General features: G+C 57.7%; 18 protein-coding genes. 3 read left to right on the top strand and 15 right to left on the bottom strand.

The features are described 5' to 3' along the window. Positions 1-768, top strand: coding sequence for a DUF2182 domain-containing protein (locus tag NLU14_RS02835; RefSeq protein ID WP_275704645.1), 768 nt, complete (start codon positions 1-3; stop codon positions 766-768). Here NLU14_RS02835 and NLU14_RS02830 read toward each other — a convergent pair. From NLU14_RS02830 to NLU14_RS02820, 3 genes are all read right to left on the bottom strand, one after another. After that, positions 762-1,865, bottom strand: a complete 1,104-nt coding sequence (locus NLU14_RS02830; RefSeq protein WP_275704644.1) for a hypothetical protein — start codon at positions 1,863-1,865, stop codon at positions 762-764. The genes NLU14_RS02835 and NLU14_RS02830 overlap by 7 nt on opposite strands. A gap of 24 nt (positions 1,866-1,889) precedes the next feature. Beyond that, complete coding sequence (locus tag NLU14_RS02825) at positions 1,890-2,219, bottom strand: DMT family transporter (RefSeq protein WP_275704643.1); 330 nt, start codon at positions 2,217-2,219, stop codon at positions 1,890-1,892. A 99-nt stretch (positions 2,220-2,318) separates the two neighbouring features. Beyond that, positions 2,319-3,089 carry a ferredoxin--NADP reductase gene (locus NLU14_RS02820; RefSeq protein ID WP_275704642.1) on the bottom strand — a complete coding sequence of 257 codons (771 nt, stop codon included), beginning with the start codon at positions 3,087-3,089 and terminating at the stop codon, positions 2,319-2,321. A 119-nt stretch (positions 3,090-3,208) separates the two neighbouring features. On the opposite strand from NLU14_RS02820, the gene NLU14_RS02815 reads away from it, so the two are divergent. Further along, the gene (locus NLU14_RS02815) at positions 3,209-4,144 is read left to right on the top strand and encodes a LysR family transcriptional regulator (RefSeq protein ID WP_275704641.1); all 936 of its coding nucleotides are present in this window, start codon (positions 3,209-3,211) and stop codon (positions 4,142-4,144) included. 35 nt (positions 4,145-4,179) lie between these two features. Here NLU14_RS02815 and NLU14_RS02810 read toward each other — a convergent pair whose 3' ends face one another. Continuing rightward, a complete protein-coding gene (locus tag NLU14_RS02810) occupies positions 4,180-4,782 on the bottom strand; it encodes a MiaE family protein (RefSeq protein ID WP_275704640.1) in 603 nt (200 codons plus the stop codon). A gap of 194 nt (positions 4,783-4,976) precedes the next feature. Here NLU14_RS02810 and acnB point away from each other — a divergent pair, with 194 nt between their 5' ends. After that, the gene (acnB, locus tag NLU14_RS02805) at positions 4,977-7,571 is read left to right on the top strand and encodes a bifunctional aconitate hydratase 2/2-methylisocitrate dehydratase (RefSeq protein WP_275704731.1); all 2,595 of its coding nucleotides are present in this window, start codon (positions 4,977-4,979) and stop codon (positions 7,569-7,571) included. Between the two features lie 307 nt (positions 7,572-7,878). On the opposite strand, the gene putP is transcribed toward acnB, so the two are convergent. The 11 genes from putP to plsX all read right to left on the bottom strand — a co-directional run bounded on the left by putP (position 7,879) and on the right by plsX (position 20,892). Further along, complete coding sequence (putP, locus tag NLU14_RS02800) at positions 7,879-9,369, bottom strand: sodium/proline symporter PutP (protein ID WP_275704639.1); 1,491 nt, start codon at positions 9,367-9,369, stop codon at positions 7,879-7,881. A 212-nt stretch (positions 9,370-9,581) separates the two neighbouring features. Further along, positions 9,582-12,761 carry a bifunctional proline dehydrogenase/L-glutamate gamma-semialdehyde dehydrogenase PutA gene (gene putA / locus NLU14_RS02795; protein WP_275704638.1) on the bottom strand — a complete coding sequence of 1,060 codons (3,180 nt, stop codon included), beginning with the start codon at positions 12,759-12,761 and terminating at the stop codon, positions 9,582-9,584. Positions 12,762-12,963: 202 nt separating this feature from the next. Further along, complete coding sequence (locus NLU14_RS02790) at positions 12,964-13,743, bottom strand: AraC family transcriptional regulator (protein WP_275704637.1); 780 nt, start codon at positions 13,741-13,743, stop codon at positions 12,964-12,966. A 67-nt stretch (positions 13,744-13,810) separates the two neighbouring features. Next, on the bottom strand, positions 13,811-14,443 hold the full coding sequence (gene tmk / locus NLU14_RS02785; RefSeq protein WP_275704636.1) for a dTMP kinase: 633 nt from the start codon (positions 14,441-14,443) through the stop codon (positions 13,811-13,813). Continuing rightward, on the bottom strand, positions 14,440-15,507 hold the full coding sequence (gene mltG, locus NLU14_RS02780; RefSeq protein WP_275704635.1) for an endolytic transglycosylase MltG: 1,068 nt from the start codon (positions 15,505-15,507) through the stop codon (positions 14,440-14,442). Before mltG ends, tmk begins: the two co-directional genes overlap by 4 nt. Before the next feature lie 5 nt (positions 15,508-15,512). Next, the gene (gene pabC / locus NLU14_RS02775; protein ID WP_275704634.1) at positions 15,513-16,331 is read right to left on the bottom strand and encodes an aminodeoxychorismate lyase; all 819 of its coding nucleotides are present in this window, start codon (positions 16,329-16,331) and stop codon (positions 15,513-15,515) included. A gap of 7 nt (positions 16,332-16,338) precedes the next feature. Then, a complete protein-coding gene (gene fabF / locus NLU14_RS02770; RefSeq protein ID WP_275704633.1) occupies positions 16,339-17,586 on the bottom strand; it encodes a beta-ketoacyl-ACP synthase II in 1,248 nt (415 codons plus the stop codon). 114 nt (positions 17,587-17,700) lie between these two features. Beyond that, positions 17,701-17,934, bottom strand: a complete 234-nt coding sequence (acpP, locus tag NLU14_RS02765; protein WP_095609555.1) for an acyl carrier protein — start codon at positions 17,932-17,934, stop codon at positions 17,701-17,703. Positions 17,935-18,067: 133 nt separating this feature from the next. Then, positions 18,068-18,811, bottom strand: coding sequence for a 3-oxoacyl-ACP reductase FabG (gene fabG / locus NLU14_RS02760; protein WP_275704632.1), 744 nt, complete (start codon positions 18,809-18,811; stop codon positions 18,068-18,070). Between the two features lie 9 nt (positions 18,812-18,820). After that, positions 18,821-19,762, bottom strand: coding sequence for an ACP S-malonyltransferase (gene fabD, locus NLU14_RS02755; protein ID WP_275704630.1), 942 nt, complete (start codon positions 19,760-19,762; stop codon positions 18,821-18,823). A gap of 128 nt (positions 19,763-19,890) precedes the next feature. Further along, positions 19,891-20,892, bottom strand: a complete 1,002-nt coding sequence (plsX, locus tag NLU14_RS02750) for a phosphate acyltransferase PlsX (RefSeq protein ID WP_275704629.1) — start codon at positions 20,890-20,892, stop codon at positions 19,891-19,893. Between the last annotated feature and the right edge of the window lie 36 nt (positions 20,893-20,928).

Here is a 20,928-nt window from a genome sequence, read left to right as displayed (position 1 = left end):
ATGGAACTGACAATGGCGAAGATTCACTCACTGGAGCGTGTGTTGGTCGCTGCTTCCCTGGTAGTGCTGACACTACTGGCATGGGCTTACCTGGCCACCGGAGATTCCTCCGGTGGCATGGCCATGCCGATGTCTGGAGCCGAAGCCAACGGGTGGAACCTGCACCTTCTGAACCTCAGCGTGATCATGTGGGCTGTGATGATGGTGGCGATGATGCTCCCCGGGGCAGCCCCGATGATTATGACCTACATACGGGTTTATCAACGCAGGATTGCGTCACAAAGGGCAATGGCACCTACCTGGGTATTCATCGCCGGGTATCTGGTGGTCTGGACAAGCTTTGGTATCACCGCTGCGGTTACACAGTGGGCCCTGCATCAGACCACACTGCTGAGCTCGGCGATGGGGCATGTGGGTCCGTTGTCAGGCGCGGCTTTGCTGATCGTGGCCGGGGCCTTCCAGTTCAGCCACCTGAAACAGGCCTGCCTCGGCAAGTGTCAGTCACCACTCGGCTTCCTGATGACGGAGTGGCGGGAAGGTCTGGCCGGCGCCTTTATTATGGGTGCCCGGCATGGCGTATTCTGTGCCGGCTGTTGCTGGGCACTGATGCTGTTGATGTTTGTCGGTGGAGTGATGAGCCTGGCATGGATGATTGGGCTGGCACTTTACTTCCTGGCGGAAAAACTGGTGCCCTGGCCGCGACTATTCAGTCACGCCACAGGCGTTATTCTGATGGTGAGTGGTGTACTGGTGGCTACGGCTCACTGAAGACCGGAAAAATAGCCGGGCCTTCGCCCGGCCAGCCGGTGCAAAAGCGCAAGAAGCCCTTTAAGCAGCGCAATGGCGGGCCACAACAGCCAACTGGCCAGATAGAACACCGGTACAAGAATCAGTAACCAGCCGGCAAGCTGGATCATCATCGGGGATACACCCAACACCTCGGCCACGCCGGCGAAAAAATCATTGATGATGCTTGGGTGGGCCACCACGAGATACCCTACCCCCAGGACAACAGGCCATTTCGCGTAACGGGCGCTGCGCAGAATCAGCCGCCCGCTACCAGTGATACGGGCGGCCAACGCCGCTGACCGGGTTGAAAGCCTGGCTCCCTGGGTGGCCTTTGCCGCCGTGCGGCCCGCGCGAAGCACCTTGACCGCACTGGCGAACACCAGCACATCCACCGAGGCCCAGCCGATGTCACTGGCGGAGATATCCTCGCCAGTGCGGTAATCCGACTCCAGCTGCCGTACACCGCTGGTAAAGAACTGGGCTATACCTTCGGTAATGCGTTCGGTCTGGACCCACTGGGTTCGGCCCTCGTCATCCACCACAAACTGCCCCAGGAAATCATGGCCTTCATTGCGGATAAAGTTCACCGCGTACCAGCCACGCTCTTCAGGGGTCAGCGGGTCGGCTTTTTCAGGTTCAGCGGGTTCACCGCCTCGCAGCTCCGCAATGTAATCCCTGGCCCGTTCGTATTGTCGGGCTGCCTTGTTCATCCACTCAATGGAACTGACCGGCTGGCGGATAAAGTAATGGATGGGTGGCAGGGCGTTTTCACCGTAGCTGCGCAATACCTCGCGAAACTCCGGCTCGGAGGCGTAAAGGGGAAGAACAGTGCGGGCCATGTCGGGATAGGCAAGCAAAGCGGCCTGGGCCTTCAGGAGCACCATGGGGTCATCGCCCAGGTCCAGGATCGCGGCCTGCACCTCGACTGGCTCATTCTCAATGTTGTCAAAACCAGGCAAAGCTTCCCGGGCCTGGATCGATATGAGCTTGTGCTCAATCGGCACTGGCCGGGACGCATAACTGGCAAGTGCGGCAATCATCAGCGCCACACCCAGGATCACCATGGCTTTTTTCAAACACCCACCTCAGGCTTATTGGTTTCAACCTATACTGCCTGAGAATACGTTGATTACCATAACACCGGCAACGATCAGGCCGATGCCAGTGATGGCGGCCAGATCCAGCGACTGCCCGAAAAACAGATACCCCACCAAGGCAATCAGCGCCACACCGGCCCCCGCCCAGACTGCATAGGCAACGCCCACTGGCAGCGTTTTCAGGGTCAGTGCCAGAAAGTAGAACGCCACGATGTAGGAGATAACCACCACCAGGGACGGCACCAGGCGAGTAAAACCCTCCGAACTCTTCAGGAACGATGTTCCGATCACTTCCGCCAGTATCGCAACTGACAAATACACCCACTGAATCATTGCGGTGCCTACCTCATTGATTTGCTCTGGATGCAAAAACCCCGAAGTTCTCACTTCGGGGTTTCGCGTACGCTCGAGTTTGGCGGTGAAGCGGTTGCGTTACTGCTCCACAAACGCCCTCTCGATCACATAGTGCCCAAGGTTACCATGGCGTGCTTCCTTGAAGCCCATGTTGTTGAGAATGGAGCAAGTGTCTTTCAACATGCTGGGGCTGCCACACACCATGAAGCGGTCATTCTCCAGGTCAAATTCCGGCAGATCCAGGTCCTTTGTGAGCTTGCCGTTTTCCATGGCATCGGTCAGGCGACCGGTATTACGGAAGTCTTCTCGGGTGACTGTTGGGTAGTAAAGCAGCTTACCTTCCACCATTTCACCGAAAAACTCGTTGTTGGGCAGCTCTTCGATCTCTTCCTGGTAGGCCAGTTCCGACTTGTAGCGAACCCCGTGGGTAACAATCACCTTATCGAACGCCTCGTAGACCTCCGGGTCCTTGATGATGCTGATGAACGGCGCCAGGCCGGTGCCTGTGCTGATCAGCCAGAGGTTTTTGCCGGGCAGCAGGTTATCCATGATCAGGGTGCCCGTGGGCTTCCGGCTGACCACGATTTCGTCACCCACCTGAATTCGCTGCAGGCGTGACGTCAGTGGGCCGTCCTGTACCTTGATGGAGAAAAATTCCAGTTCCTCTTCATAATTGGCACTAGCAATACTGTAGGCTCGCATCAGCGGCTTGCCATCGGTTTCCAGGCCAATCATGGTGAAATGGCCATTCTTGAACCGGAATCCCGGATCACGGGTAGTGGTGAAACTGAAGAGGGTGTCATTCCAGTGGCGAACACTTGTTACACGCTCTTTATTCAGATTGCTCATGGTATCGCCCGTTCGTTAGCCGTTAGCAAATGAGTGAAAATCATTGTGTAAATAATAACCCAGGGTTAACCTATCGACAAAATGGGATATTCACATAACCTTATTCGGAATTATCGATTATGAAATTCAGTTTCCGACAACTCGAGGTTTTCCTGGCCGCGGCGCACTTCCAGAATATCACCCGGGCTGCCAATTCCCTCGCCATGTCCCAATCTGCCGCCAGTAGTGCTTTAAAAGAGCTTGAGAACCAGTTTAACATCCAGCTCTTTGACCGTGTCGGCAAACGATTGCAGCTCAACGAGCTGGGCCGGCTTTATCGTCCCAAGGTAGAGGCGTTGCTCGCCCAGGCCGGTGAACTGGAGCAGGCTTTCAGCAAACATACCGAGGTGGGCGCCCTGAAAGTGGGGGCAACCCTCACTATTGGTAACTATCTGGCCGTTGGGGTCATGGCCCAATACATGAATACCCCTACCCACCCGAAAGTCTCCCTGGAGGTGGCGAATACCCGCACAATCGCCAAGCGTGTCAGTGATTTCGAGCTCGACATCGGACTGATTGAGGGTGAATTGCAGTCCTCAGAGCTGGACGTTATCCCCTGGCGGGGCGATGAACTGGTGGTCTTCTGCTCCCCCGACCATCCTTTCGCCAAAAAGGAAATACTCTCGGATGCAGACCTCCGCTCCGCGACCTGGGTCATGCGGGAACCAGGTTCAGGCACACGGCAGACCTTCGAGCGGGGCATGCACGGCCTGCTTCCGGAACTGGATATACTGCTGGAACTGGAACACACGGAAGCCATCAAACGCGCCGTGGAAGCCAACCTGGGCATTGGCTGCCTCTCGCGGGTATGCCTGGCAGACGCGTTCCGAAGGGGAAGCCTTGTACCATTGAGGGTTCCCGAAGAGCGACAGTTCGACCGGACTTTCTACTTTATATTGCACAAACAGAAGTACCGGAGTGCAGGCATAGACCGTTGGATCGACCTGTGCGAACAGCTCCAGGACCCACCATTGCCGGAAGAGCACGGCCTTTTGTACGACAGGAAAGCCACCTGATCGCCCTGGACGGTGGCATAGCAAGGAAGAACGAATCAGACGGGGCCGCTGTGGAAGCGAAACTCCGTGTCCGGTAGCTCGATCAATTGCTTTTCAAGGACCAGGAAGGTCGCAACGCGTTCATCCACCGGGCCGCCTGCGGCCTGCTCGGCCAGCGCGAGATAATCCCGATAATGCCGCGCCTCAGATTTCAGCAGCCCGTTGTAGAAATCCGCCAGTTTGTTGTCCAGGTGTGGGGCCAGGGCGGCGAACCGTTCACAGGAACGGGCTTCGATGATAGCCCCCACGATCAGCACATCCACCAGCCGGCCCGGGTCTTCCACCCTCACCTCTTTACGCAGGCCGGCAGCGTAGCGTGCCGGTGTCAGGTGGTCGTAGCGCACGCCGCGTTTGCCCATGATGGCAAGCACCTGCTCGAAATGGCGCAGCTCTTCCCGGGCCAGACGCGACATCTTGTTGAGCAGGTCGGTGTTATCCACATAGCGGTACATCAGGCTCAGGGCGGTGGAGGCTGCCTTTTTCTCGCAATGGGCATGGTCAATCAGCATCAGATCCTGATTGGCGAGGGCGTTTTCAATCCATCGCTGTGGCGTTCTGCAGGGCAGGAAATCGTGAATATCGTTGAGAGCGTCAGTCATTGTTTGCGGCAGGTCAGGTCCTCGGGCACGGCAGTATACAGCAAGAAACCGCCACATCCGACCACCGTCCAACTTAACTTTATAAGGGGTTTCCTATAGAATGCAGCGCCAACTTAACGCCTTTTCGCCATAAAACTCCCGCCAGGCAAAGACGCCCCCGGCGCGGGACATTCCAACTGATGAGGGTCCATATCGTGTTAGAAGCCTATCGTGAACACGTTGCTGAACGCGAGGCTCTGGGCATTCCCCCAAAGCCTCTGAACGCCGAGCAAACCGCTGCACTGGTCGAGCTCCTGAAGAATCCGCCGGCCGGTGAAGAGGAAACGCTCGTTTACCTTCTGGAAAACCGTATTCCGCCGGGCGTTGACGAGGCCGCCTACGTAAAGGCCGCGTTCCTGTCTGCCATTGTGAAAGGTGAAGCAACTTCCCCGCTGATCGACAAGAAAAAGGCCGTTCAGCTGCTGGGCATGATGCAGGGCGGCTACAACATCGCCACCCTGGTTGACCTGCTGGACGACAGCGAACTGGCCGAGCTGGCCGGTAAAGAGCTCAAGCACACCCTGCTGATGTTCGACGCGTTCAACGACGTTAAAGAGAAAATGGATGCCGGTAATGCCGTCGCCAAGGCCGTGGTTGAATCCTGGGCCAATGCCGAGTGGTTCACCAACAAGAAGAAGGTGCCCGAGAGCACCAGGATGGTGGTCTTCAAGGTCACCGGTGAAACCAACACCGACGACCTGTCTCCGGCTCCCGATGCCTGGTCCCGCCCGGACATCCCGCTGCACGCCCGCGCCGCCTATAAAATGGAGCGTGATGGCCTGAAGCCGGAAGAGCCCGGTGTTACCGGCCCCATGGGCCAGATCGACGAGATCAAAGCCAAGGGCCTGCCCGTTGCCTTTGTGGGCGATGTTGTGGGTACCGGTTCCTCACGGAAGTCTGCCACCAACTCCGTTCTGTGGTTCTTTGGCGATGACATCCCGGGTGTGCCGAACAAGCGTGCCGGTGGTGTCTGTATCGGTAACAAGGTTGCCCCGATCTTCTTCAACACCATGGAAGACGCTGGTGCCCTGGTATTCGAAGCGCCGGTTGACGACATGAACATGGGCGACGTCATCGAAATCCGCCCGTACGAAGGCAAGATCCTGAACGAAGCCGGCGAGACCATCTCCGAATTCGGGTTCAAGTCCGACGTGATTCTGGACGAAGTCCAGGCTGGCGGCCGTATTCCTCTGATCATCGGCCGTGGCCTTACCGCCAAGGCCCGCACAGCACTGGGCCTGGGCGCCACCGACATCTTCCGTCTGCCGGATGATCCCGAAGCCGGTACCAAGGGCTTCACCCTGGGCCAGAAGATGGTCGGCAAGGCCTGCGGCCTGGAAGAAGGCAAGGGCGTTCGCCCCGGCACCTATTGCGAGCCGCACATGACGACTGTCGGTTCCCAGGACACTACCGGCCCGATGACCCGTGACGAGCTGAAAGATCTGGCGTGTCTGGGCTTCCAGGCAGACCTGGTGATGCAGTCCTTCTGTCACACCGCGGCCTACCCGAAGCCGGTTGACGTTGAAATGCAGCACACCATGCCGGACTTCATCCGCACCCGTGGCGGTGTATCCCTGCGTCCGGGCGACGGCATCATCCACTCCTGGCTGAACCGCATGCTGCTGCCGGACACCGTCGGTACCGGTGGTGATTCCCACACCCGTTTCCCCATGGGCATCTCTTTCCCGGCCGGTTCCGGCCTGGTGGCGTTCGCCGCTGCTACCGGTGTTATGCCGCTGGACATGCCGGAGTCTGTGCTGGTTCGCTTCAAGGGCGAAATGCAGCCGGGCATTACCCTGCGTGACCTGGTACACGCCATCCCGCTGTACGGCATCAAGCAAGGCATGCTGACCGTTGAGAAGAAAGGCAAGATCAACGAATTCTCCGGTCGCATTCTGGAAATCGAAGGCCTTGAGCACCTGACCGTTGAGCAGGCGTTCGAGCTGTCCGATGCCTCCGCCGAGCGTTCCGCAGCCGGTTGTACCATCAACCTGTCTGAAGAGTCCGTGGCTGAGTACCTGCGTTCCAACATCACCATGCTGCGCTGGATGATTGCCGAAGGTTACGGCGACCCACGCACCCTGGAGCGTCGCGCCCAGCAGATGGAAGAGTGGATTGCCGATCCGAAGCTGATGCGTGCCGACAAGGACGCCGAGTACTCTCATGTAGTGGAAATCGACCTGGCCGATATCAAAGAGCCCATCGTGTGCTGCCCGAACGATCCGGACGATGCCCGCACCCTGTCCGAAGTGGCTGGCGACAAAGTAGACGAAGTGTTCATCGGTTCCTGCATGACCAACATTGGTCACTTCCGTGCCGCGGGTAAACTGCTGGCACAGAACAAGGAGCCCCTGAAGACCCGTCTGTGGATGTCTCCCCCCACCAAGATGGACCAGGCCCAGTTGATGGAAGAAGGCTACTTCAACATCTACGGCACCGCCGGTGTTCGCACCGAAATGCCGGGCTGCTCCCTGTGCATGGGTAACCAGGCGCGCGTGGCTGCCAAGAGCACGGTGCTGTCCACCTCCACCCGTAACTTCCCCAACCGCCTGGGCGATGGTGCCAACGTGTACCTGACCTCCGCGGAACTGGCGGCAGTTGGCGCGGTTCTGGGCAAGCTCCCCTCCGCTGAGGAGTACATGGAGTACGCCAAGGACCTGAACAGCATGTCGAAAGAGATCTACAAGTATCTCAACTTCGACCAGATGGAGAACTACACCAAGAAGGCGGCTGAAGCGAACGTCGCTTAAGATTTGACCTTCTGGTTTTGGCTCCATGAAAACGCCAGCCTTCGGGCTGGCGTTTTTTGTGCCTGGTCGCTGGCTTCTGAGCATTTGGCAGCCTGCCAGTGATGTGGCTGGGCCCGCCGCGGGGTACCTTTTCTTCTGGGAAAAAGAACTCGCTGCGCTCAGACACCTTTTTCCCGGCAGAAAAGGCACCCCACACCGTGCCCGATCTGACTGATTGGATATACCCCGGCGGGCCCAGCGAAAAACCAAAAAAAGGGGCCCCCGAAGGAGCCCCTGTCATTACTCAGAGCGTAGAAAGCGCTCTTGTTTACCGGGTGATGTGCTGGTACTCGCCGGCATCTTCCGTGGCCAGGCTTACCACCATGATGGCAATCCAGGCAGCGATGAAGCCGGGGATGATCTCGTACACGCCAGGACCACCCATGAACTCGCCGTTCCAGCCCAGTGAAATCCAGACGATAACGGTCGCCGCACCTGCAACCATGCCTGCGATGGCGCCAGCGCCGTTTGTACGCGGCCACATCAGTGACAGGATGATCAGCGGGCCAAACGCCGCACCGAAGCCTGCCCAGGCGTTACTGACCAGTGCCAGGACCTGAGAGTTTGGATCAGAGGCGATAACCGCTGCAACCAGGCCAACCAGTACGACACAGATCCGGCCAACACCGACACACTCTTTGTCAGTCGCTTCCTTACGCAGGAACAGACGATAGAAATCTTCTGTGAGTGAGGAGGACGACACCAGCAACTGACTGGAGATGGTACTCATAACCGCAGCAAGCAGCGCAGCGTAGAGGAAACCGGTGATCAGGGGATGGAACAGCAGGTCCGACAGGATGATGAAGATGGTCTCCGGATCCTGGATATCCATGCCGTTGCGGACTGCGTACGCCCGGCCAAAGATGCCGAGAGAGACGGCGCCAACCAGGGAAATCAGCATCCAGGACATGCCGATGTTGCGGGCAGTCGGCACCTCTTCAAGCGAACGGATCGCCATGAAGCGCACGATGATGTGTGGCTGACCAAAATAGCCCAGACCCCAGGTAACCGCAGACAGCCAGCCGATAACCGTCAAACCTTCCGTCCAGGACAGCAATGTTGGGTCGACTTCGTTCAGGGTTTGCGATGCCTGCGCGAAACCGCCGCCACCTTCGCCAAAGAGAACAACCGCCGGCATGATGACCAGTGCGAGCATCATGATGCAGCCCTGGACGAAGTCCGTCAGGCTCACAGCCAGGAAGCCGCCAACAACAGTGTAGGCAAGCACCACGCCCAGCGTGATGACGATGCCGACTGCATAGTCACTCAGACCACCGAAGTTGAAGATGCCGGAGAAGGCGCTTTCAAACAGCTTGCCACCGGCAACCAGGCCGGACGCTGTGTAAACCGCGAAGAAAATGACGATAACGATGGCGGACACGGTGCGCAGGGAGAGTGCCTGCGTCGGGAACCGGTTCGCCAGGAAGGACGGAATCGTGATCGCATTGCCATAGTGAACTGTCTGTTCACGAAGACGTGGCGCTACCAGGGTCCAGTTAAAGAACGCACCCACAAGCAGGCCGATACCGATCCAGGCCGAACCCAGGCCCGATGCAAACAACGCCCCGGGTAACCCCAGAAGCAACCAACCACTCATGTCCGAAGCGCCGGCGGAAAGCGCTGCTACTTTTGGACTGAGAGCTCGCCCACCCAACATGTAATCTTCGGATGAAGACGTAGCTTTGCGCATGGCATAAACGCCGATGGCGATCATGAGCGCAAAGTAAAGAAATAGACTGATCCAAACACCAATAGCCATGAAACTCCTCCAGTTCAAATAGGACGGAATCAGCTCCGACCGGTTGGCGCGTTTACCATGCTGAATACGGTAGTCGCACCCTTTGTTTTTTTAACTCCATTGCCTACTCACGTCACAAGGCGCTACTGCCTATAACGCCGGCCTGCGCTTCTCAATACTTACCTCCTGTCGTTTCAGTTATCGTTCCGCACTGCCTCAAGAGCATAGCGCCCCTATACTTTTTCGATTCCCAATGACAGCAGCGAGGCGTTACCGCCCACAGCCGTCGTGTTAATGGTGCGTGTTCTCTCCGTGGCAAACCGCAACAGGTAATGTGGGCCGCCCGCTTTCGGGCCGGTTCCTGACAAGCCCCGGCCACCAAAGGGCTGCACACCAACAACAGCACCAATCTGGTTACGGTTGACGTAGGTATTACCCACCTTCACGCGCCGCTCGATGTACGCCGCCGTTGATTCACTCCGGCTGTGGATACCCAGGGTAAGCCCGTACCCTGCCGCGTTTATTTCATCAATCACATCGTCCAGCTTCTCTGCAGTGTAGCGGACAATATGAAGGACCGGACCGAAGTGCTCCTCTTTCAACTCGTTGATGCCGGAAATAGCATAAGCGGAAGGCGGAACGAAGTAACCCGAGTGACAGCCATCCTTCAACGGCGTTTGCGACACAAACCTGGCGCTCCCGTCGAGCTCCGCCAGGTGGGCTTTCAGATCCGCCCGGGCCTCTTCGTCGATCACCGGGCCCACGTCAGTGCTGTGAAGTTCCGGGTTACCAACGGATAATTCCTGCATGGCACCCGCCAGCAGGGTTTCCATGCGATCTGCGACATCTTTCTGGATATAAAGCACGCGCAGCGCCGAACAACGCTGCCCCGCGCTCGCAAAGGCGGACTGGATAACATCCCTGACCACCTGCTCCGGTAGCGCACTGCTGTCCACAATCATGGCATTCTGCCCGCCTGTCTCGGCAATCAGGGGCACAATTGCGCCCTCTCGCTTTGCCAGGGTGCGATTGAGGAGATGCGCTACCTGTGTAGAACCGGTGAAGGCAACGCCGGCAATTCTGGGGTCCGGGGTCAGTTTGCCGCCGATTGTTGCGCCATCACCGGGTAAAAATTGAATTACGTCAGGCGGAAAGCCGGCTTCCAGCATCAGCTCAAAGGCACGATACGCGACCAGGCTGGTCTGCTCCGCAGGCTTGGCGATAACGGCGTTACCTGCTACCAGCGCCGCCACGATCTGGCCGGTAAAAATAGCCAGGGGGAAATTCCAGGGGCTGATGCAAAGGAACACGCCCCGCCCCTCCATATAGAGTTCATTGCTTTCGCCTGTGGGCCCGGGCAGGGCGATGGCCTTGCCGAAGCGCGCTCGTCCCTGGAGGGCGTAATAACGGCAAAAATCGACGGCTTCCCGTACTTCGTCGATGCCATCCTGCATGGTTTTCCCTGCCTCACGGCAACAGATCGCCATGAGCTCTTCCATATTTGCTTCCATCAGGCCAGCGTAACGCTCGAGACAGGCGGCACGTTCTTCCACCGGGCGCTCCCGCCATGTGGAGAAACCTTCAACAGCCACATCCAGTGCCTCGGCCGCCTGTGTTTCACTCGCCCAGTAAACGGCGCCGACCTGTTGCGCACCATCGTAAGGCGCATGAATGTCCCTGCGCTCGCCATCCTTGCGCTTCTCACCACGAATCACCGGGGCCGCTTCCCAGCGTGTTGTCGCCCATTGTTCAAGGTGATTCAGCAACGGGTCCAGGTGAGCCGCCACATGGATATTGATTCCCCTGGAGTTGCACCGTTCGTTGCCATAGATATCGATGGGTAGCGGAATACGATCGTTGGGCAACGAGTCGTACCCAAGCAATTCCTGAACCGGGTTCTGTACCAGGGCGTCGATGGGCGTGGCCGCGTCCACCAGCCGGTGAACAAAGGAGGAGTTGGCACCGTTTTCCAGCAGGCGCCGGACCAGGTATGGCAGCAGGTCCTTGTGGGCACCGACCGGGGCATAAATTCGCACCGGAATGTCATGCTCCTCAAGAATGCTGTTGTACAGTGCATCGCCCATTCCGTGCAGGCGCTGGAACTCGATTTTGCGGCCCTTGTTACGAGCCATGGCCAGTACAGATGCAACGGTGTGGGCGTTATGGCTGGCCAGCTGCGGATATAACGCACCTTCGGTATAGTCGCTCAGCAGGAAACGGAGGCATGCCAGGTAGGAGGTATCGGTGCCTTCCTTGCGTGTAAATACGGGATACCCTTCCAGGCCCAACTGCTGGCAGATCTTGATTTCCGTATCCCAGTAGGCGCCCTTGACCAGTCTGATGGGAATCTCATCGCCCTGCTCTTTCGCCAGTTTGGTCAGCCAGCACAGTACCGGCAACGCCCGCTTGGAATACGCCTGGATAACCAGCCCAAACCCGCCCCAGCCTTTGGCAACCGGTGACGTAAACACCTTTTCGAACAACTTTAACGAGATTTCCAGCCGATCCATCTCCTCGGCGTCGATGGTGATATCTACCCTCTTTTCCCGGGCAAACGTCAGCAGATCGATCACCGTGGTACAAAGTTCCTCCAGGACACGCTCTTCCTGGGACACCTCATATCGTGGATGCAGTGCGGATAGTTTGATGGATATAGACGGCGCGGGCGCCTTGCTGCCCGGATAGGCATCGTTTCCGACGGACTCGATGGCATCCATATAGTCTTTCAGATAGCGGGCAGCATCGTCTTTGGTCATTGCCGCTTCGCCGAGCATGTCGAAGGAGTAGGTGTACCCCATGTCCCGATACTCGCGGGCGTTCTTCAGCGCCTCGTCAATATCGCGGCCCAGCACAAACTGCTTGCCCATAATGGCCATGGCCTGATACATCGCACTTCGGATGACCGGCTCACCGCTGCGTTTGACCAGTCGCTTCCAGATGCTCGACGGTGAACCGTCCAGCCGCTTGTCCATCTTTACCACCCGGCCAGTCAACAACAATCCCCAGGTGGAGGCATTGACCAGGGTGGACTCACTGCGGCCCACATGCTTTTTCCAGTCAGCATCCGAAAGCTTGTCCTGTATCAGTGCATCAGCCGTGTACTTGTCGGGGATACGCATCAGGGCTTCGGCCAGGCACATCAGCAGGATGCCTTCTTCCGTATCAAGGCTGTATTCCTGCAACAGGGCATCGACCATGTGGACGGCGTCGTCCTGGTCACGGACCTTTCTGATCAGGCTTGTTGCGGTTTCGGTGACGGCACGGTGCTCGGAGGCATCGCTGCGGGCCAGAGGAATCAGTTCATTGAGGTAGCGTGTTTCGTCGACGGCGTAATTGGCAATAATCGATTGCCAGAAAAACGACCTTGGCTGTTCCTGGAATGCAGGCTCAAGAACCTTGCTTGCATTGAACATCTGAGCGCCTCGCCGACGGTTCCCGACACTGGCCAGGTACCTCGAATTATATTTGTTTATGGGTCAGACAACGCGTACCTATTCGTCCAGCGCTGTGACGTGATCAGCTACCCTGTTAAGTTAGTATTACTACGGATCCGAGGCTTACAAAATCCTACGGTTTTTTTGTAAATTCGTCCGGAAATGGGAGTTTTTTGGCAAATCAGGCGACTTTTTCACCAAAACGTAACCTGGAGGGCGTTGTACCCTTGTGTTTTCTCAAGGCGTTGGTAAGGGCACTCTGGGAGGAAAATCCTGTCCGGTAGCTGACCTCGGACACCGACAGGGAGGTGACGGTCAATAACTGCGCAGCCTGTTCCAGCCGGGTCTGAAGCAGGAATTGGTGGGGGGTGATACCGGCCACTTCGCGGAACATTTCATGGAAGCGGCTAACACTGAGACAGGCAACACCGGCAAGGTCGTTCACCGTGATCTTGCGCTGTATGTTCTCCATGATGTAGCGACGAATGGTATCCGGGCTGATGGCATGGCGATTCTGGCGAACCTCCCTGCCCTCGTTGAGGCGCTCAGCCATGCAGTGCAGGATACTGGCTCCCATGTGCCGCTTCATGCCCTCATTCTCCGGGGAGCGGTCAAACTCACTCGCCACGAACTGCACCAGACCCTGCAATTTGTTATCGAGAACCAGCGTGCGCGGTCGTTCGAACAGTGGCGCGAGGGTTTCGTACTCACTATGGGCAGGGCTGTTGATAGCAGGCATGTAGGGATCAAGGTTAATGACCAGAACGTGATTCTGGAGATCACCACAATAATCATGCCGGGCTTCGGTGGGCACCAGGCAGGCACGCCAGGTGTCGAGGTGCGAGCCGGTCCCATCCACACTCAGGTCAGCCTCTCCCCGGACACCGACAACAATCTGGTGATGTTCATGGCGGTGGTGGTGAGAAGCCGTGGGAAGCTTGAGCAAACGTGCGTCCAACATACCCGCGATCCGGAGATTTTCTGAGAATGTGATCCAATTAAAGCAGATCAGCGGTTAACTTGCACGATTACGCCCGATCTGCCAGCTCACGAATCAGGCCTGAGACTTCATCACTGACGGCCTGCAACGACTGAGAAGCATCGACAATGTGATAACGAGCAGGCGATCCGGTGGCACGATCGAGGTAGGTCTGGCGTATGCGTTCAAAGAAGGCAACCGCCTCCTGCTCGAACCGGTCCAGCTCCCCTCGATGGCGCGCACGGGTCATACCAGTTTCCACCGGCGCGTCCAGCAGAATGACGTGATCCGGGCGTACAGAGCCCTGAACCAGGTTTTCCAGTTGGGCAATACGCTCGGCAGGTACACCGCGCCCCCCTCCCTGGTAGGCAAAGGTGGCATCGGTAAAGCGATCGCACAACACCCAGCGACCAGCCTCCAGTTCCGGAAGGATGCGTGTATGAAGGTGTTGGGCTCGGGCGGCGAACATCAGCAGCAGTTCGGTGATTTCATTCACCGGTTCCGCCCTGGGTGCCAGCAACAGTTCCCGAATGGATTCCGCCATGGGTGTTCCGCCCGGTTCCCGGGTCACGATGTAATCGATACTGAGAGCCTTCAGGATGCTCGCCGCGTTCGCCAGTTGCGTGGATTTCCCGACCCCTTCGGTACCTTCAAAGGTAATGAACTGTCCCCGGTTGCTCACGGGTCTTCCCCCTCCACTGCCGTATCGGGCACCGGCGCAGGGGAGGACCGGTAATCGGAGCGCCGGTTGAGCTGGAACTCACGCACGGCCTTCTGGTGCTCCCGCAGGGTTTTCGAAAACTTGTGGGTACCATCGCCGCGGGCCACAAAATACAGACTATCGCCCTCAGCCGGATTCAGTGCCGCATGAATCGCTTCCTTTCCCGGTAGCGCGATGGGCGTGGGTGGCAAGCCGTCGATCCGGTAAGTGTTGTAATCAGTGCGGGTTTGCAGATCCTTGCGGGTAATGCGCCCCTGGTATTTCTCCCCCATCCCATAGATAACCGTGGGATCGGTTTGTAGTCTCATGCCTTTTTCCAGGCGCCGGACGAAAACTCCAGCCACTTCATCCCGTTCATGGACTGCCCCGGTTTCACGCTCCACGATAGAGGCCATAATCAGGGCCTGGTAAGGAGAATCATAAGGCAGGTTTTCAGCCCTGGCATCCCATTCAGCCGCCAGCACCTCTTCCATCCTTTCAAAGGCCCGGCGCAACAGGTCAAGATCCGTTTCGCTGCTGGTGAACAGATAGGTGTCCGGAAAGAAGCGACCTTCGGGATGTTCGCCGCTGGCACCCATGGCCTCCATAATCTGCTCATCGGTCCAGTTCGCTGTTACCTGTTCAAGGTGCTCATTGTTGGCAAGAGCGGTGCGCATATCGCTGAAAGTCCAGCCTTCTATGAACTGGATCTGCCAGTGCTTGATGGCGCCTGCCACCATCATGTTGATCATGTCGAGACTGGTCATGCCCGTGGTGAACTCATACTCACCGGCTTTCAGCACCGCCTGTTCCGGATACAGCCGCCCGTGGACTCTCAGCCACAAGCTGTCTCCCGTGAGGCCTTCCGCTTCCAGCTTGCGCGCGACCTGATCGTAACCGCTCCCGGAAGGGACGCTGAACAACACCGGCTCGTCCAGCACGACCGGCTGCTCAAGGGTCTGAAGCCCCTGCCATAGCCAGAGGCCGCCTCCGGCAAGCGCAAGCACAACAAGACAAAACAGACTGATTAATAACTTCTTGAACAAGCTCTTTATTCCAAAGTTTGCAGAGGGTCGCAGATTGTCTCAAGCCCGTCATCCACTGGCAAATCAACACCGTCCATTCTGCGAACAGGCGCAACACCGATGACGCTGTTTAATACGTAAAGTCCCCGAAGCCCGGGAGAGGATAACAGGGACGGTGGAATAGCCTGTTCCCGAACCTTATGGCCAGCGGCCCGCAGACACTTCAGGGCGTACTGTCGCATAACACCTGCCACCGCGAGACCCTGTACCGGCGGGGTGATCCATTCATTCTCCAGCCGGACGAAAAGGTTGGTTCGCGTGCCCTCCACCAGGTTCCCGTCAGTGTCGGCCATGATCAGCTCAAATTCCTCGCCGCTGAACTCACTGCTTGCCATGACCTGCTCCAGGCGATTGAGGGTTTTGATACCCGCCAGTCTCGGGTTCACCGTCAGCGGGAATTGAGCGAGTGCAACGACCACACCTACCGGGTCAGGAAGTGCCGGCATGGCTGAGGAAGTGACAATCAGGCTAGGCTCACACTCGGCTGGCAACCGATAACCACGACCCCCGACACCCCGGGTGAGCACCAACTTCAACACCCAGTCGTCAGACCCGTACCGGCGGGCGGCCTCACGCCCCGACCGGGTAATTTCCGCATCCAGGTCATCACGGCGAACAGGAATTCCCAACCGGCCGGCATCGGCGACCATCCGGTCCAGGTGAAGCGAACGCAGGACAGCTTTCCGGCCGCGCATGCGGATGGTTTCGAACAACCCGTCGCCGTATGCCAGCCCCCGGTCTGCTGCAGGAACCCCGGCGCTATCCGGGTGGATAATATTCAGCACGACCCGATCAATCCTCGTAGCGACGGAAAATCAGGGTTCCGTTGGTGCCACCAAATCCGAAGGAGTTGGACAGAGCAACCCTGACATCCGCGTTGCGGCTTTTGCCTGGCACAAAATCCAGGTCGCATCCGTCATCCGGATCATCAAGGTTGATGGTCGGCGGCAACACACCGTCCCGTATCGCCAACACCGAGAAAATCGCCTCGACAGCCCCGGCGGCACCCAGCAAATGCCCTGTCATTGATTTGGTGCTGCTGACAGACAGTTTATAGGCATGGTCGGCAAACACTGACTTTACTGCAGACACCTCTGCCAGGTCGCCGACCTGGGTGGACGTCCCGTGAGCGTTAATGTAGTCAATGTCGCCTGCTTTGAGCCCGGCATCGCGGATTGCGTTGTTCATGGAACGCGCCGCGCCCTCCCCATTTTTCGGAGGGGAGGTAATATGGAAAGCATCATCGCTCATTCCAAAACCAATCACTTCGCCATGAATCTGTGCACCACGGCGCTTCGCGTGCTCCAACTCTTCAAGCACCAAAACTCCGGCACCATCACTGAGCACAAAACCATCCCGGCCACGGTCCCATGGCCGGCTGGCCTTCTCTGGTTCATCGTTCCGGTTGGATAGTGCCCGCGCGGCCGAAAATGCGGCAATGGAACTGCGAGTGGTCGCCATTTCCGAACCGCCGGCAAGCATTACGTCCGCATCGCCATAGGCGATCGTGCGAGCAGCGTAGCCAATGTTGTGGGTGCCCGTGGTGCAGGCAGTCACGATGGAGATATTCGGGCCCTGATAACCGAAACGGATGGCCACGTTGCCGGAAATCATATTGATTACTGAGGCCGGTACGAAGAAGGGTGAAACCTTCCTGGGCCCCGACTTCTCCATGGTGATCACATTCTTTTCAATGTATTCGAGGCCACCGATACCCGAACCGATGGCAACCCCCACCCTTTCCTTATCAAGGTCGGTGTAGCCGTCCAGGCCACTGGCATCGACCGCCTGCTGGGCAGCGATCAGGCCGTAATGAATAAAGGCATCCAGCTTCCTGGCATCCTTGGTGGACAGGTAGGGTTCCATATCCAGGTTCTTGATACCGCCGCCGATCCGTGTGCTGTAGCCGGTGGTATCAAAGCGGTCGATCTCGGCGATGCCGCTGCGGCCGGCCTGAATCCCCTCCCAGGACGAATCCACATCGTTCCCGAGTGGCGAGAGCATACCCATGCCTGTAATGACAACACGTCGTTTAGCCATACCCCTTCACCTGAGTTCCTTGCTGGTAATGAACTGGAAAACCAGCCAATAAAAAAGCCGTCCAATCATATTACATGGACGGCTTTTTGCCTGGCGTATAAAGCGTGCAGAGTATCAGGTGTGCGCGACGATGTAGTCGATCGCGTCCTGAACACTCGTCAGCTTCTCCGCTTCCTCGTCCGGAATCTCGGTCTCGAACTCTTCCTCGAGTGCCATGACCAGCTCAACGGTGTCCAGTGAGTCAGCGCCAAGGTCCTCTACAAAAGAAGATGTATTCTGAACTTCGGACTCTTTAACGCCCAACTGCTCACAAACGATCTTCTTCACGCGCTCTTCAACTGTACTCATAATGTCCTCACTTTTGTGTCAACCAAGCAACTTAAGTGCTGCCAGTTTAGTTTAAACCATACCTGCAAACAAGCAGGGGCTCCATTCAAACATGTTGTGCAACAAGGGTTTGCGCACATGTCCCCTGAGGGGACTATCCCATGTACATACCGCCATTGACGTGAATCGTTTCGCCCGTCACGTAACCGGCGGCCTCCGAGGCCAGGAAGGCAACCACCGCAGCCACCTCTTCCGGCTCACCCAGACGACCGGCAGGTATGACTTCCATCATAGCCTCACGTTGCTTGTCGTCCAGTTTTCGGGTCATATCCGTGTCAATAAATCCCGGTGCAACACAGTTGGCCGTGATGCCCCGGTTCGACATTTCTTTCGCCAGGCTGCGAGTAAAACCCTCAACGCCGGCCTTGGCCGCGCAGTAGTTGGCCTGGCCGGGGTTACCCATGCCGGCAACAACCGAGCTGATATTGATAACGCGACCCCACCGGGCCTTTGCCATTCCGCGCAACACCGCCTTGCTGGTGCGATAGACGCTGGACAGGTTGGTTTCCACAACCGAGGTCCAGTCATCGTCCTTCAGGCGCATGAGAAGGTTATCACGGGTGATCCCTGCGTTGTTCACCAGGATAACCGGCGCACCGGCTTTTTCGTTCACTTCCTTCAGGCCAGCGTCGATGCTGTCCGGGTCGGCAACGTTCATTACGATTCCGAAACCCTTCGCGCCCGCCGCTTTCAGGTCGGCGGAAATTGACTCTGCGCCATTCTCACTGGTTGCCGTGCCAACCACTGTTGCACCCTGCTCGGCCAGAGCCCTGGCGATGGCCTTTCCGATACCACGAGTTGCACCGGTCACCAGTGCGGTCTTGCCTTCAAGAGACATGAATTGCTCCTATCCTTTCTGTTCGAATGCTTCCAGCGCCTTTGCCAGTGCATCCGGTTCCTCGATTCCATAAACCGACAGCTCGCGATCGATACGCTTCGCCAAGCCAGCCAGCACTTTGCCAGCGCCGCACTCTACAGCGATCTGCACGTCGCTTGCCACCAGTTTCCGAACCGTATCGGTCCACAACACAGGAGAGTATAGCTGCTTCACCAGATTGGTCTTGAGGGAATCACTGTTCCGGGCCACAGAAGCCGTCACATTCTGTACCACGGGGATGACAGCATCGTTAAAGCTGACCTCATCCAGAGCCGCTGCCAACTCCTCAGCAGCGCCCTTCATCAGCGCACAGTGCGAAGGCACGCTTACCGGCAGCGGCATGGCCTTGCGGGCACCACGGGCCTTGCAGGCATCAATGGCACGTTCGACTGCCGCCGTGGCGCCAGCAATCACAACCTGTCCCGGGGCGTTGAAGTTGACAGCAGACACCACATCGCCATTCGCAGCCTCGGCGCAGGCAGCAGTGACGTCATCATCCTCAAGACCAAGGATTGCCGCCATCCTGCCTTCGCCGGCCGGCACTGCGGTCTGCATAAGCTCACCACGCAGTTGCACCAGCTTGATAGCATCAAAAAAATTCAGGCTTTCCGCAGCCACCAAGGCGCTGTACTCACCCAAACTATGGCCGGCGACATAGTCTGGCGCCTGCCCCCCCGCCACGAACCATTGCCGCCAGAGCGCGACACTCGCGGTCAGCAGCGCAGGCTGGGTGACCGTGGTCTGGTTCAGGTCGTCTGCAGGACCATGTTGGCACAGGTGCCAGAGGTCGTAGCCCAGCACATCTGAGGCTTCGGAAAAGGTTTTCTCTATGATCGGCCAGTTCTCGGCTGCCGTCGCCAGCATGCCGACAGACTGCGATCCTTGTCCGGGGAAAATAAAGGCTGATTTCATAGTAGGGATCTTACCGTCAATGAAGGGTTACGGGAGATTAGCCAATAGTACAACCTGGGGGCCAGTCCGGCCAATCTAGCAAAAATGGGGAGAGACTTTAGTCTCAGGGAAAGGCAAAACTGTCGAAATCAGATCATCAGATCGTCAAGGCGCTCGTTTATCCGACTGGGCACCTCCAGCTCTACCTCTCGGACTGCTTGCCGGATGGCGGCCAGCATCGCACGCTCATTGGCGTTACCATGGCTCTTGATCACCACACCCTGAAGCCCAAGGAGACTGGCACCATTGTGCCGTGACGGGTCCATAAGCCGCAGCAGTCGCCCGATAATCGGTCGCGCCAACAGGCCAACACACTTGCCATAGAACGTCCGGGTAAAGGCCTGTTCCAGCAACTCGATCAGCAGGCCCGCGACACCCTCACCGGTCTTGAGGGCGATGTTGCCCACAAAACCATCGCAAACCACTACATCGGCGACATCCCGGAACAGGTCACTGCCCTCAATGTACCCGATATAGTTAATGGTATCGCACTGCGCCAGCATGTGTGAGGCAAGTCTCACCTGCTCGTTACCCTTGATTTCTTCCTCGCCAACATTGAGCAGGGCCACCCGTGGCTCCGGCTGACTGCAGATGGCGGAGGCCATCAGCGACCCCATCAAGGCATATTGGTAGAGGTTTTCCGCAGTGGAGTCCACGTTGGCACCCAGATCGAGCACATGACAACGCCCGCGCAGGGAGGGAATCAACTTGGCAATGGCCGGGCGCTCTATGCCCGGGTACATGCGAATAACCGAACGACCAAACGCCATGAGCGCGCCAGTATTACCGGCACTGACGCAGCCCTGGGCGGCACCATCCCGCACAAGGCCAAGGGCAACCGCCATGGAAGAGTTGCGCTTGTGGCGGAGCGCATGGGAGGGCCGCTCGTTCATCCGCACAACATCCGCGGCTTCAACGATGCGAATTCGGGGATGCCCCGGATGCAACAAAGCCTCGAGCTCGCTCCGAATTCCTACCAGAACAAGACTCAAGGCTTCGTTTTCTTTCACCGCATCCAGTGCCGCGGAGACCACCACGTCGGCTCCGCGATCACCACTCATGGCGTCAATTGCGATGGTGACCGGCCTCACCGTTCCTCCATCTGGCACTGGCGGGTGGATTGCTCG

Origin of the sequence: Marinobacter iranensis (genome assembly GCF_029207565.1) — a bacterium.
GTDB lineage: Bacteria > Pseudomonadota > Gammaproteobacteria > Pseudomonadales > Oleiphilaceae > Marinobacter > Marinobacter iranensis.
Note: the sequence above shows the minus strand (reverse complement) of the source record. Positions and strands in the feature narration are given on the sequence as shown.